Origin of the sequence: Cellulosimicrobium sp. Marseille-Q4280 (assembly GCF_943181405.1) — a bacterium.
In the GTDB taxonomy this organism is placed as follows: domain Bacteria; phylum Actinomycetota; class Actinomycetes; order Actinomycetales; family Cellulomonadaceae; genus Cellulosimicrobium.
In genome coordinates this window covers 1019854-1033290 of the sequence record NZ_CALPBY010000001.1, presented here as the reverse complement: position 1 = coordinate 1033290, position 13437 = coordinate 1019854, and the positions used below count along the sequence as shown (strand labels likewise).

Here is a 13437-nt window from a genome sequence, read left to right as displayed (position 1 = left end):
ACACCGAGGGTGAGGCGGGGCGGGGTGTCGCGGGTCGTGGTGGGCCTGGCGGGAGCCGCGAGGGACGAGCGGCGGATGGTAGACCCGCGACACCCCGCCCCGCCTCGCCCGGAACCGGGACGGGCGCGCCTCCACCGAGACGCCGCACGGCGCCGCGGACCGGCCGACTAGGATCGGGCCCCATGACCCACATCCTCTCGGCCGTGGCGTGGCCGTACGCGAACGGCCCGCGCCACATCGGTCACGTCGCAGGTTTCGGTGTCCCCTCGGACGTCTTCAGCCGGCACATGCGGATGGCGGGTCACGACGTCCTCATGGTGTCGGGCACCGACGAGCACGGCACGCCGATCCTCGTCCAGGCCGACAAGGAGGGTGTCAGCGCGCAGGAGCTCGCGGACCGGTACAACCGGGTGATCGTCGAGGACCTGCAGCAGCTCGGGCTCTCCTACGACCTGTTCACGCGGACCACGACGCGCAACCACTACGCCGTCGTGCAGGAGATGTTCCGCACGGTGCACAAGAACGGCTACATGGTCGAGAAGAAGACCATGGGCGCGATCTCGCCGTCGACGGGCCGCACGCTGCCGGACCGCTACATCGAGGGCACGTGCCCCATCTGCGGGTACGACGGCGCTCGCGGCGACCAGTGCGACAACTGCGGCAACCAGCTCGACGCGATCGACCTCATCAACCCGAAGAGCCGCATCAACGGGGAGACGCCGAAGTTCGTCGAGTCGAACCACTTCTTCCTCGACCTGCCGGCGTTCGTCGACGCGCTGGGCGACTGGCTGCGCACCCGGACCGCGTGGCGCCCGAACGTCCTGAAGTTCTCGCTCAACCTGCTCGACGACGTCCGGCCGCGGGCCATGACGCGCGACATCGACTGGGGCATCCCCGTCCCGCTCGAGGGCTGGGAGGACAACCCGAGCAAGCGCCTGTACGTGTGGTTCGACGCGGTGATCGGGTACCTGTCGGCGTCGATCGAGTGGGCGCGACGCACGGGCGACCCCGACGCGTGGCGCGCGTACTGGAACGACCCCGACGCGCGCTCGTACTACTTCATGGGCAAGGACAACATCACGTTCCACTCCCAGATCTGGCCGGCCGAGCTGCTGGCCTACGACGGGCGGGGGAACAAGGGCGGCGCTCCGGGTCCGTACGGCAACCTGCAGCTGCCGACCGAGGTCGTGTCGAGCGAGTTCCTCAACGTCGAGGGCCAGAAGTTCTCGTCGTCGCGCGGCGTCGTCATCTACGTGCGCGACATGCTCGCGCGCTACCAGCCGGACGCGTTCCGCTACTACGTGGCGTCGGCCGGCCCGGAGACGCAGGACGTCGACTTCACGTGGGCGGACTTCCAGCGCCGCACGAACGACGAGCTCGTCGCGGGCTGGGGCAACCTCGTGAACCGCACGGCGAGCATGGTGCACAAGAACTTCGGCGAGATCCCGACCCCGGGCGAGCGGCACCCGATCGACGAGGGCGTGCTCGCGACGACGACCACGGCGTTCGGTCGGGTCGGCGACCTCATCGCGACGCACCGCCAGCGCGCCGCCGTGGCCGAGGCCATGAAGACGGTCGGTGAGGTCAACAAGTACGTCTCGGACACCGAGCCGTGGAAGCTCAAGACGGACCCTGAGCGCCTCGGGACCGTGCTGCACACGGTGACGCAGGCCGTGAGCGACCTCAACACGATCCTCTCGCCGTTCCTGCCGCACTCGGCTCAGCAGGTGCACGAGGCGTTCGGCGGGACGGGCACCTTCGCGCCGCAGCCGCGCATCGAGGAGGTCACCGACCTCGACGACGACTCGCGGCACTACCCGGTCATCACCGGGGACTACCGGAGCGGGCAGGGTGGCGAGGGCATCCCCTCGTGGCAGCCGCGCGCCGTCGTGCCCGGGACGCCGGTCGGCAAGCCGACGCCGGTCTTCACCAAGCTCGACGAGTCGATCGTCGAGGAGGAGCTCGACCGGCTGCGCGAGGACGCCTGACGCGAGGTAGTACCCCGGTTCCGCGAGGTAGTACCGCGGTCCCGGCTGCGGTACTACTTCGCGAGGCTGCAGTACTACTTCGTGGGACCGCGTACTGCTTCGCGGGACCGCGTACTGCTTCGCGTGACCGCGTACTGCTTCGCGTGACCGCGGAACTGCTGCGGCGCTGGTTCGGCTGAGGAGGATGGATGGCGAAGAGCCGTGAGCGGGGATGGCCGCCGGACCCGGAGCCGCTGCCGGTCCCCGTGGTGGACAACCACACGCACCTGGACTCGATCGCGCACGTGCTGCCCGACGACGTCCCGCCCCCGAGCGTCGCGGCGCACCTCGAGCGCGCGGCCGCCGTCGGCGTCGACCGCCTGGTGCAGGTCGGGTGCGACCTGCCCTCGGCACGCTGGACCGACGCCCTCCTGCGCGGCGACCACGGCGCCGGCGGGGTGGTGGCGAGCCTCCTGGGTGCCGTGGCGATCCACCCGAACGAGGCGGTCCTGCACGGCGGTGTCCGGGAGGTCGGGCCGGACGGGCTCGAGCCCGACCCGCGGCCGCACCATGCCACGTCGCTCGACGACGCGATCGCCGAGATCGCGCGCATCGCCCGGGACAACCAGCGGGTCCGCGCGATCGGCGAGACCGGGATGGACCTGTTCCGTACAGGTCCGCAGGGCGAGCGTGTACAGCGAGAGTCGTTCCGCGCCCACGTGGCGCTCGCGAAGGAGCTCGGGCTCGCGCTCCAGATCCACGACCGCGACGCGCACGCGGAGGTGCTCGACGTGCTCTCCCGCGACGGGGCCCCCGAGCGGACCGTCTTCCACTGCTACTCGGGAGACGCCGAGATGGCCCGGTCCTGCGCGGCGCAGGGCTGGTACCTGTCGTTCGCCGGGCCCGTGACCTTCCGCGCCAACGACGAGCTGAGAGCGGCGCTGCGCGAGGTCCCGCTCGGGCAGGTCCTCGTCGAGACGGACGCGCCGTACCTCACGCCGCACCCGTACCGCGGTCGCCCCAACGCCCCGTACGTGCTGCCGGCGACCGTCCGTACCGTCGCCGAGGTGACCGGCGTACCGCTCGCCGAGGTGTGCACCCGCGTCGCGGCGACGTCGGTCGAGGTCTACGGGCCGTGGTGACCCACCCATGACGGGCCGCTGACGGGCCGCTGACACGCACCGTCGGACGCCCGGCACGAACGGGAGGTTTCGCCCAGGGCCACGACTCGGCTACGGTCGGGTCCGTGCGTCGTCCGCGGTCTGCCGACGACGCCCCGAACCTCTCGCCCGGCGCTCGCCGGACGCCCGGCCCGCCGAGAAGGGACCGCCCGCGTGCTCGCACCTGACGGAACGACGCGCCGCCGCGTGCAGCGGTTCGTCGCCCGGGGAGTGGTCGTCGTCGGGCTCGTCGGGGTGACCGGCGCGTTCGCGACGCTGCACAAGAGCGTGACCCTCGACGTCGACGGCACGCTCTACGACGTCTCCGCGTACGGGCGCACGGTCGCCGAGGTGCTCGACTACCAGGACGTCGGTGTCGCGCCGGAGGACCTCGTCGAGCCCGCGCTGGGCTCCTCCGCGCCCGACGGCGGGACGATCGTGGTCCGGACGAGCCACGACGTCGTGGTCGAGATCGACGGCCAGGAGCAGACGATCGCGACGACGGCGCGGACGGTGGGCGAGCTGCTCGCGTTCCTCGGGCCGCGCGCCGAGGGTGCGGTGACCGACGTGTCGCGCTCGGCGTCGCTCGGCCGCCAGCCGGTGCGCGTGTCGACGCTCAAGACGGTGCACATCGCGGTCGACGGCGCCGTCATGCCCATCACGACGGCCGAGGCGACGGTCCGTGGCGTGCTGCAGACCGCGGGGATCGTGCTCGGCGAGGAGGACGACACGTCCGTCCCGCTCGACGCCGCCGCCGTGGACGGGATGCTCGTCCTCGTCAGCAGGGCGGCGGCGACGTCGGACACGCTCACGGAGGTCCTGCCGTTCACGACCGAGGAGGTCGAGGACCCCAACCTGCCGAAGGGCCACCGGGTCGTCGTCCAGTCGGGACGCGTGGGCGAGGCGGTCACGACGTACGCGGTGCAGACGCTCGGCGGCGCGGAGGTCGCCCGCACCGTGCTGACGCGCAACGTGACGACCGAGCCCCGCAACGAGGTCATCAAGGTCGGGACCATGGACATCTCCGTCTCGGTGGACCCCGGGTCGGCGCGCGCGGTCGGGCGCTCGCTCGCCGCGCAGCGCGGCTGGGGCGACGACCAGTTCGTGTGCCTCGACAAGCTGTGGACCAAGGAGAGCAACTGGCGCGTCGACGCCGACAACCCGAGCTCGTCGGCCTACGGCATCCCGCAGGCGCTGCCGGGCTCGAAGATGGCGAGCGCCGGCGACGACTGGCGCACGAACCCGGCGACCCAGATCACCTGGGGCCTCGGCTACATCGAGGGCCGGTACGGCACGCCGTGCTCGGCGTGGTCGCACTCGGTCGCCAAGGGCTGGTACTGACCGGCCCGATCACCGCCGGAGCACCTCCAGGTAGTGCGGGTTCTGCATGATGCCCAGGACGTTGCCGAACGGGTCGACGACGGACGCCGTCACGAACCCCTCGCCGTTGCCGCGCTCGACGACTCCCTCGTACTCGGTCGCGCCGAGCTCGAGGAGCCGCGCGAAGGCCGCCCGGACGTCGTCGACGTGCCAGTTCACGACCACGCCGCCCGGTGACTCGGGCTGGGGCCGCGGCGAGTACGAGCGCGCGATGATCCCCAGCTCGTCCTCGCGGTCCCCGACGCGGAACTCCACGTAGCCGCCCGGGACCACGTAGTAGGGCTCGATCCCGAGCACGGTGGTGTACCAGGCCGAGGCGGCCTCCAGGTCGTCGGCCCACAGGTTCAGCGTCGCCATCCCTCGCAGCATGGTGGTCGTCCTCTCGATGTGCTGGGCGGTCGTCGGGCGGGTGCCCGTCGTCCCGTCGTGTCGGGCCCGGATCGGACCGTCGAGGCCCTCGTCGGGGCCGTCGAGGACGACGCTACGACCGATCGAGGAACGTGCGGTTCCGCATTCGGCACGGGCGCGGGAGACTGGGACGGTGCTCGACACCTCCGTCCGCCTCCTGCGTCTCCTCGCCCTGCTGCCGGCGCACGCCACCTGGACCGGTCCGGAGCTCGCGGAGCGGCTCGGCGTCACGACGCGCACCGTGCGCAACGACGTCGAGCGGCTGCGCCTGCTCGGGTACGAGGTCCGCTCGACGCCGGGCGTCGCGGGCGGGTACCGCCTCGGCGCCGGCTCGGCCCTGCCGCCGCTCCTGCTCGACGACGAGGAGGCGACCGCCGTCGTGCTCTCGCTGCGCGCGGCGACGGGCGGGACGGTGGCCGGGAGCGAGGAGGCGGCGCTGCGCGCGCTGGTCAAGCTCGACGCCGTCCTCCCGGCGCGGCTGCGGTCCCGCGCGGACGCGCTGCGGGCCGCGGTGGTGAGCGTCCCGGCCGGCGGGCCGGCGGTCGACCCGCAGGTCCTCGCCGACGTCGCGACGGCCGTGCGCGACCGGGTCGGCCTGCGCCTCGAGTACCGCGGCCATGACGGGTCGACGAGCCTGCGCGCCGTCGACCCGCACCGCCTCGTGCACGTCGGCCGGCGCTGGTACCTCCTCGCGTTCGACACCGACCGGGACGACTGGCGCACGTTCCGCGTGGACCGGCTCCGGCTGCGCACGCCCGGCGGTGCGCGCTTCGCGCCGCGCGAGGTCCCGGGGGGCGACGCCGTCGCCCACGTCCTGCGCGGCGTCGGGGCGACGGCGTGGCCGCACACGGCGCGCGTGCGCCTGCACGCTCCCGCGGCGGTGATGGCGGAGCGGCTCACGCCGGCCGCGGGGGTGCTGTCCGACGACGGCCCCGACGCGTGCGTGCTCGAGACCGGCGGCTCGTCGATGGCGAACCTGGTGGGCATGCTGCTGTCGCTCGAGGTCGAGCTGACCGTGCTGGAACCGCCGGAGCTCCGCGGCGTGCTGGCCCGGGTAGGGGAGCGGGCCGTGCGGGCGGCGGGGCGAGGAGCGGCTGAGGGGACGTCGGGTGGTGGGGTCCACGCGTGAGGACTGCGTGGAGAGCGCGGCGACATTCACGGTGATAAACGGACAGAACCGCTCATCTTAACGCGGTACTGCTTGGAGTTCGATAACAGATCGGTTACGGTCGATCGTCGCTCGTGCGTCAGCCGTGCCGTCGTCCGCCCCTCCCGGGTCGGGTCGCCGGGACGCGGACGGTCGGGCGGTGCGCCGCCGTCGGGCCCTGGGGAAGGGGTGTCGAGGAGGCGCCGGCAGCCGGATCGGCCGCTCGAGACCTGCGGGTCGCACCACGGTGCGTCCGCCGTGGTTCGCACGCCTGCGTGCGTCCGCGGTCCGCAGGGGTGCACCCGCGCCGTCGAGCTCCCGTGCCCGGGAACCACGACGACTGGACCCGAGTGAACAACCCCTTCCACCGGACCGCTGACGCGGCCGGCGCGCCCGAGAGCGCCGACACCACCCAGCCCCTCGACCTCTCCGACACCTCCGCCGCCGAGGGCTCCACGAGCCCCGCGGCCACGACGGCCCGCCGCCGTCGCCGCTGGCCCCTCGTGGCCGGCGCGACCGCCACCGTCCTCCTCGCCACCGGCGCCGTCGCGTACGGCACGGCGCACAAGACCGTCGAGCTCGACGTCGACGGCGAGATCACCACGGTCACGACCTTCGCCGGCTCCGTCGACGGCCTGCTCGAGGAGCAGGGCGTCGCCGTCGGCGAGCGCGACCAGGTGGTCCCCGACGTCGACGCCGCGCTGCGCGGCGGGAGCGACGTCGTCGTCCGCTACGGGCGCGAGGTCCCCGTCCAGGTGGACGGCACCCAGTCTTCCGTCTGGCTGACCGCGCTCGACGCGGACGAGGCCCTGACGACCCTTGCCTCGCGCGGCAGCGACGTGCGCCTCGTGGCGTCCCGCTCCGGCGAGCGCGCCTCCCTGCCGATCCGCCTCGACGCGGACGGCCCCGTGGCCGTCGTGGCCGACGGCGAGACCAAGGTCGCGCCCGACGGCAGCATCGGCATCGACGCGATCCTCGACCAGCAGGGCGTCGTCCTCGGTGAGCTCGACCGCGTGCACGTCGCCCAGACCGACGCCGTCACGGCGACGACCGACGAGAAGGCCGCCGAGAAGAAGGCCGCCGACGAGAAGGCCGCCGACGAGAAGGCCGCCGACGAGAAGGCCGCCGACGAGAAGGCTGCCGACGAGGCCGCCGTCTCCCTCGTTGTCCAGCGCGTGAAGGTCGAGGAGGTGCCCACCACCAAGGGTGTGCCGTTCGAGACCACCACCGAGGAGGACCCGAACCGGTACGAGGACCTCGACCCGGTCGTCAAGCAGGAGGGCGTGGAGGGCGTGCACACGACCGTCCACCGCGTCACGACCGTCGACGGCGCCGAGGAGTCGCGCGAGCTGGTCTCCGACGGCGTCACGACCCCGCCGGTGGCGAAGATCCTCGTGCAGGGCACGAAGGAGCGTCCGGCCCCCGAGCCGGAGCCCGCGCCGACGCCGCGTGCGTCGTCCAGCGCGTCGTCGGGTGCGTCCGCGCCCGCTGCCGCCCCGGCCCCCGCCGCCGACCTGGGCTCCGCGCCCGAGGGCGTGTGGGCCGCGCTGGCCCAGTGCGAGTCCGGCGGGAACCCCGCGACGAACACCGGGAACGGCTACTACGGCCTCTACCAGTTCTCGCTGCCGACGTGGCAGGCGATGGGCGGCTCCGGTCTCCCGTCGGAGGCCTCGGCCGCCGAGCAGACGCAGCGCGCCCAGGCGCTCCAGGCCCGTTCGGGCTGGGGCCAGTGGCCCGCGTGCTCGAGCAAGCTCGGGCTGCGCTGACAGCCTGAGGTGGACGACGTCGGAGGGCGGGGTGCGCGAGCGCCCCGCCCTCCGGCGTGTCGGTAGGCTCTCTGCTCATGAACGACACCCGAGGCGCCCTGCTGGGTCCGGCCGAGATCCGCGACCTGGCAGGGCGCCTCGGCGTGCGCCCCACCAAGACGCTCGGCCAGAACTTCGTGCACGACGGCGGCACGGTCCGCAAGATCGTGCGTGCGGCCGACGTGCGGGCGGGGGAGCGCGTCGTCGAGATCGGGCCGGGCCTCGGGTCGTTGACGCTCGGCCTGCTCGAGGCGGGTGCGAGCGTCGTCGCCGTCGAGATCGACCCCGTGCTCGCGCGGCAGCTCCCGACGACCGTCGCGGCGCACGTGCCGGACCTCGGCGACCGGCTGGAGGTCGTGGGCGCGGACGCGCTCGACGTGACGTCGCTCCCGGGCGATGCGCCCACGGCGCTCGTCGCCAACCTGCCCTACAACGTCGCGGTGCCCGTGCTCCTGACGTTCCTCGAGCGCTTCGACTCGCTCGAGCGCGTGCTCGTCATGGTCCAGGCCGAGGTCGCGGACCGCCTCGCCGCGCCGCCCGGGAGCCGGACCTACGGCGTGCCGTCGGTGAAGGCCGCGTGGTACGCGTCCGCGCGACGGGCGGGGACGGTCGGTCGCGCCGTCTTCTGGCCCGTGCCGAACGTCGACTCCGCGCTCGTCGCGCTCGACCGGCGCGAGCCCCCCACGACGACCGCGACCCGCGAGCAGGTCTTCGCGGTCGTCGACGCCGCGTTCGCCCAGCGGCGCAAGATGCTGCGCTCCGCGCTCGCGGGGATCGCGGGCTCGTCGGCGGCGTCGGCGGCCGCGCTCGAGGCGGCCGGGGTCGACCCCCAGGCGCGCGGCGAGACGCTCGACGTCGTCGCGTTCGCGCGCATCGCCGAGCACCTGCCCACGGTGACCGGCGGTCGCACCTCGCCGCGCGCGGCCGGCGGGCGACCTGGCACAGTGGACGCGTGAGCCCCCCGCCTCCGACGAGCATCGCGCTCGCGCCGCCCCCCCGTGTCCGGGTGCGTGCGCCGGGGAAGGTCAACCTGTCGCTGCGCGTGGGCGCGCTGCAGGACGACGGCTACCACCCCCTCGTGACCATCTTCCAGGCGGTCGGGCTGAGCGAGGAGGTCGTCGCGCACGAGGCCCCGCGCGGCTCCGGGATCTCGCTGTCCGTCGAGGGCCTGCAGGCCGACGTCGTGCCGACCGACGGGTCCAACCTCGCGTGGCGGGCGGCCGAGGCGCTCGCGCAGCACGCCGGGGTCGACCCCGACGTGCGCCTCCAGGTCGTCAAGGGCGTGCCGGTCGCGGGCGGCATGGCGGGCGGGTCCGCGGACGCCGCCGCGACGCTCGTCGCGTGCGACGCGCTGTGGGAGACGGGGCTGTCGCGGGCCGAGCTGATGCGGCTCGCGTCGGGGCTCGGAGCCGACGTCGCGTTCGGGCTCGTGGGGCACACCGCCGTCGGGACCGGCCGCGGGGACGTGCTCACCCCGGCGATGACGCGCGGGGAGTTCCACTGGGTGTTCGCCGTGCAGGCCGACGGGCTCTCGACGCCGGAGGTCTACCGCGCGTTCGACGAGACGGTCGGCGGGCCGGCCGGGCTCGACCACGCGGACGACACCACCCTCATGCAGGCGCTGCGGGCCGGGGACCCGGTGGGACTCGGGCAGGCGCTGCGCAACGACCTCGAGGGCCCCGCGCTCGCGCTGCGCCCCGAGCTCGAGCGCACGCTCGCCGTCGCGCGCGAGGCGGGCGCGCTCGGTGCGATCGTCTCCGGGTCGGGACCGACCGTCGCGGCGCTCGCCCGCAGCCGCCAGCACGCGCTCGCGATCGGCGCGACGTGGACCGCCGCCGACGCGTGCGACAGCGTGTGGTGCACGACGGCGCCCGCGGGCGGCGCGCGCGTCGTCGCGCACTGACCTCGGCGCGGCCGGGCGGGGACCACCGCGACGGGCTGACCGTCGGGCAGAGGAGGCGCCGCCGTCGGGCCGATCGTCAGGTGCTGGCGTGCGTGCGCAGCCAGGCGCGCTGCTGCGCGAACCGGTAGCCCTGGCCGCCCTCGTGGTCGTTGTACCGGTAGACGTCGATCTGCCGCTCGACCGGACCGGCCTGGGCGGCCGCAACGGCCTTCGCGCCCCAGCCGTTGAACGCGGCGTAGACGGTCGACGGCGGGCACGTCGCGTCCATGAGCGCGACGGAGAACAGCGCGGGCGCCGTCGCGCGGCGGGCGAGCAGCGCGACGTCCAGGTAGGACAGCGTGCGGAACACGGTGTCCTCCGCGTCGCGGTGCACGGCGAGGTACTGCCGGATCTCGCCGTACGGGTCGCGGTCGGTGATCTCGACGGCGCGGCGGAAGTGGGAGAGGAACGGGACGTCGGGCATCGCCGCGACGAGCCCCTCGGAGAGCCCCGCGACGGCGATCGAGATGCCGCCGCCCTGGCTCGTGCCGGCCACGGAGACGCGTGCCGGGTCGATGCCCGGGAGCGAGCGGAGCGCGTCGACGGCGCGGACGCCGTCGGTGAAGACGCGCCGGTAGTAGTGGTCGTGCGGGTCCTCGATGCCGCGCGTCAGGAACCCCGGCGTCGCAGGGCCTGAGCCGACCGGGTCCGGCGTCCCGCCGCCCGTGCCCCACCGGCTGCCCTGGCCACGCGTGTCGACGACGAGGTGCGCGAACCCGGCGGCGGCCCACACGAGGTGCTCGTGCGCGAGGCCTCGACCGCCGCCGTACCCGATGAACTCCACGACGGCCGGGAGCGGCCCGTCCGGACGCGCGGGCCGGACCAGCCAGGCCTTGATCGGGTGGCCGCCGAACCCCGGGAAGGTCACGTCGTCGACGGTGACGAGGTCGAGCCCGGTCTCGACGCGCTCGACGTGCACCGTCTCGGCGAGGTCGCCCCCGGCCGCACGCGACGCCGCGAGCGTCGTGGTCCAGAAGGTGTCGAGGTCGTCGGGCTCGTCGAGGGTCGGCGCGTAGGTCTCGAGCTCGGCGAGCGGCAGGTCGAAGAGCGACATGCGGGCACCCTACCGGCCCACGGAGCCGTGGATCCCCGCGATCTCGAAGCGCTTCGACAGCCCCTGGTTTTCCCGGACCCACCGGGCGGCGCCTACGCTCGGTGCGTGGCTCATCTCCTCGGGGCCGACGGCATCTCGCTGACCGTCGGCACCCGCACCCTCCTCGACGACGTCTCGCTCGGCCTCGACGACGGCGACCGTGTCGGCATCGTCGGCCCCAACGGGGCCGGGAAGTCGACCCTGCTGCGGCTGCTCGCGGGCACGCAGCGGCCCGACGGCGGTCGCGTCACCCAGGTGGGCGGCCTGCGGGTCGGTCTCCTCGACCAGCGCGACGACGTCGGCACGGGGGCGACCATCCGCGACCTCGTGCACGGCGACGCCGCGACGCACGCGTGGGCGTCGGACGCGGCCGTCCGCGGCGTGCACGACGGCCTCCTCACCGACCTCGACCTCGACGAGCCCGCGGACACCCTGTCCGGCGGGCAGCGGCGGCGCGTCGCGCTCGCGGCCCTGCTCGTCGCGGACCACGACGTCCTGTTCCTGGACGAGCCCACCAACCACCTCGACGTCGAGGGCGTGGCGTGGCTCGCGGAGCACCTGAGCGACCGGTTCGCGCGGCCGGGTGCCCGGGGCGCGCTGGTGGTCGTCACGCACGACCGGTGGTTCCTGGACGCCGTGTGCTCGCGCATGTGGGAGGTGCGCGGCGACGGCTCGGGCGAGGTGGAGGGCTACGAGGGCGGGTACGCCGCGTACGTGCTCGCGCGCGCCGAGCGGCAGCGGACTGCCGCCGTCACCGCGGAGAAGCGCGACAACCTGCTCCGCAAGGAGCTCGCGTGGCTGCGCCGCGGGGCGCCCGCGCGCACGAGCAAGCCCAAGTTCCGGCTCGACGCCGCAGCAGCGCTCATCGCCGACGTCCCGCCGCCGCGCGACTCGATGGAGCTCACGCGCACCGCGACGAAGCGGCTCGGGAAGGACGTGCTCGACCTCGAGGACGTCACGGTCAGCGTCCCGGCCCGCCCCGGCACGAACGTGTCAGGGTCACAGGTCGCCGGGGTGACGCCCGACCCTGACACGGGACGGCGCGTGCTGCTCGACGACGTCACGTGGCGTCTCGGCCCGGGCGACCGCTACGGGGTCGTGGGGGTCAACGGCGCGGGCAAGACGACGCTGCTCGCACTCCTCGCCGGGCGGCGCGAGCCCGACGCGGGCCGGGTCAAGCGGGGCAAGACGGTGGCCGTCGCGGAGCTGACCCAGGACGTGGAGGAGCTCGACGACATCGCCGGGCTGCGCGTGGTCCAGGTGATCGAGTCCGAGAAGCGGTCGGTCGTCGTCGACGGCAAGGAGCTCACGGCGTCCCAGCTCGTCGAACGGCTCGGCTTCACGCGTGAGCGCTCGCAGACGCTCGTGCGCGACCTCTCCGGTGGCGAGCGGCGTCGGCTCCAGCTCCTGCGGCTCCTGGTCGCCGAGCCGAACGTGCTCCTGCTCGACGAGCCGACGAACGACCTCGACACCGACACGCTCGCTGCGCTGGAGGACCTGCTCGACGGCTGGCCCGGCACGCTGGTCGTCGTCTCGCACGACCGCTACCTGCTCGAGCGCGTCGCCGACCGGCAGGTCGCGCTGCTCGGCGACGGGAGGATCCGTGACCTGCCGGGCGGGGTCGAGCAGTACCTCGAGCTGCGCCGTGCCGCGATCGCGAGCGGCGAGACCGGCTCGGCCCTGCGCGCGCCGGCTGCGCCCGCGGGGGCGGGCGGCGCGTCGGGCGGAGCGTCGGGTCCCTCGGGCGACGGCGTACCGGCCGGTCCCACGGCCCCGAGCGCCGCCGACGTGCGCGCGGCGAAGAAGGAGATCAACCGGATCGAGCGCCGGCTGAGCAAGATCGCCGAGCTGGAGTCGCGGCTGCACGACAAGATCGCGGCGCAGGCGACGGACTACGCCGCCGTCGCCGGGCTCGACGCCGAGCTGCGGGTCCTCGCCGCCGAGAAGGACGAGCTCGAGGCGGCCTGGCTCGAGGCCGCGGAGGTCGCCGGCTGACGAGAGCCGGACGGTGTCGGCGGGCGCTCGGGGGGCGCCCCGCGCAGCCAGGCGTCAGCGGCGTCGGAAGCCCATGCGGTCGTCGGGGTCGACGCGTTCGAGGATCGCGCTCGCGATGTCGTCGAGCTGGGCGACCTGCTCGTCCGTGAGCGCGTCGACGACGTGGTCGCGCACGGTCGCGACGTGCCCGGGGGCGGTCGCGACGACCTTCTTCCAGCCGTCGTCGGTGAGGTGCGCGTTGGTGGCGCGACGGTCCTCGGGGCAGGGCAGGCGCTCGACGAGCCCTCGCCTCTCGAGCCGTGCGACGACGTGCGAGAGGCGGGGGAGGGTCGCGTTGGTCGCGGACGCGAGGTGCGTCATGCGCAGCGTGCGGCCCGGCGCCTCGGAGAGCATCGCGAGCACGTAGTACTCGAAGTGGCTGAGGTCGGCGTCGCGCTGGAGCTGCGCGTCGAGGACTCCGGGCAGCAGCTCGACGACGGCGACGAGGCGCTTCCACGCGTCGAGCTGTGTCTCGTCGAGCCAGCGGGGCTCGCTCATCGT

Annotated in this window: 11 protein-coding genes and 1 pseudogene; 9 read left to right on the top strand and 3 right to left on the bottom strand. The window is 74.2% G+C overall.

The window, feature by feature from the left end:
* Positions 1 to 182 precede the first annotated feature (182 nt).
* The 3 genes from metG (at position 183) to NFS20_RS04485 (ending at position 4468) form a co-directional block, all read left to right on the top strand.
* Positions 183 to 1988 carry a methionine--tRNA ligase gene (metG, locus tag NFS20_RS04495; RefSeq protein ID WP_251150513.1) on the top strand — a complete coding sequence of 602 codons (1806 nt, stop codon included), beginning with the start codon at positions 183 to 185 and terminating at the stop codon, positions 1986 to 1988.
* 188 nt (positions 1989 to 2176) lie between these two features.
* Positions 2177 to 3109: a TatD family hydrolase gene (locus NFS20_RS04490; protein WP_251150512.1), complete on the top strand. Its 933-nt coding sequence runs from the start codon at positions 2177 to 2179 to the stop codon at positions 3107 to 3109.
* A gap of 192 nt (positions 3110 to 3301) precedes the next feature.
* On the top strand, positions 3302 to 4468 hold the full coding sequence (locus NFS20_RS04485) for a resuscitation-promoting factor (protein ID WP_251150511.1): 1167 nt from the start codon (positions 3302 to 3304) through the stop codon (positions 4466 to 4468).
* Positions 4469 to 4477: 9 nt separating this feature from the next.
* Here the strand turns inward: NFS20_RS04485 and NFS20_RS04480 are convergent, their stop codons facing one another.
* Positions 4478 to 4864 carry a VOC family protein gene (locus NFS20_RS04480; RefSeq protein WP_251150510.1) on the bottom strand — a complete coding sequence of 129 codons (387 nt, stop codon included), beginning with the start codon at positions 4862 to 4864 and terminating at the stop codon, positions 4478 to 4480.
* A 184-nt stretch (positions 4865 to 5048) separates the two neighbouring features.
* Between NFS20_RS04480 and NFS20_RS04475 the strand changes: the two genes are divergently transcribed.
* From NFS20_RS04475 to NFS20_RS04455, 4 genes are all read left to right on the top strand, one after another.
* A complete protein-coding gene (locus NFS20_RS04475; RefSeq protein WP_251150509.1) occupies positions 5049 to 6044 on the top strand; it encodes a helix-turn-helix transcriptional regulator in 996 nt (331 codons plus the stop codon).
* A 338-nt stretch (positions 6045 to 6382) separates the two neighbouring features.
* Positions 6383 to 7828 carry a resuscitation-promoting factor gene (locus tag NFS20_RS22145; protein WP_285821098.1) on the top strand — a complete coding sequence of 482 codons (1446 nt, stop codon included), beginning with the start codon at positions 6383 to 6385 and terminating at the stop codon, positions 7826 to 7828.
* 77 nt (positions 7829 to 7905) lie between these two features.
* Positions 7906 to 8823 carry a 16S rRNA (adenine(1518)-N(6)/adenine(1519)-N(6))-dimethyltransferase RsmA gene (gene rsmA / locus NFS20_RS04460; protein ID WP_251150508.1) on the top strand — a complete coding sequence of 306 codons (918 nt, stop codon included), beginning with the start codon at positions 7906 to 7908 and terminating at the stop codon, positions 8821 to 8823.
* Positions 8820 to 9770, top strand: a complete 951-nt coding sequence (locus NFS20_RS04455; RefSeq protein WP_251150507.1) for a 4-(cytidine 5'-diphospho)-2-C-methyl-D-erythritol kinase — start codon at positions 8820 to 8822, stop codon at positions 9768 to 9770. The genes rsmA and NFS20_RS04455 overlap by 4 nt, the downstream gene beginning before the upstream one ends.
* 76 nt (positions 9771 to 9846) lie before the next feature.
* On the opposite strand, the gene NFS20_RS04450 is transcribed toward NFS20_RS04455, so the two are convergent.
* Positions 9847 to 10863, bottom strand: a complete 1017-nt coding sequence (locus NFS20_RS04450; protein ID WP_251150506.1) for an acetylxylan esterase — start codon at positions 10861 to 10863, stop codon at positions 9847 to 9849.
* A gap of 27 nt (positions 10864 to 10890) precedes the next feature.
* Between NFS20_RS04450 and NFS20_RS22360 the strand changes: the two are divergent.
* A pseudogene (locus NFS20_RS22360) lies at positions 10891 to 11460 on the top strand (ATP-binding cassette domain-containing protein); the annotation flags it as partial.
* Between the two features lie 90 nt (positions 11461 to 11550).
* Positions 11551 to 12897 (top strand): ATP-binding cassette domain-containing protein, encoded by a 1347-nt coding sequence (locus NFS20_RS04445; protein WP_502800776.1) that lies wholly within the window; start codon positions 11551 to 11553, stop codon positions 12895 to 12897.
* Positions 12898 to 12951: 54 nt separating this feature from the next.
* Here NFS20_RS04445 and NFS20_RS04440 read toward each other — a convergent pair whose 3' ends face one another.
* Positions 12952 to 13434: a MarR family winged helix-turn-helix transcriptional regulator gene (locus tag NFS20_RS04440; protein ID WP_251150504.1), complete on the bottom strand. Its 483-nt coding sequence runs from the start codon at positions 13432 to 13434 to the stop codon at positions 12952 to 12954.
* Between the last annotated feature and the right edge of the window lie 3 nt (positions 13435 to 13437).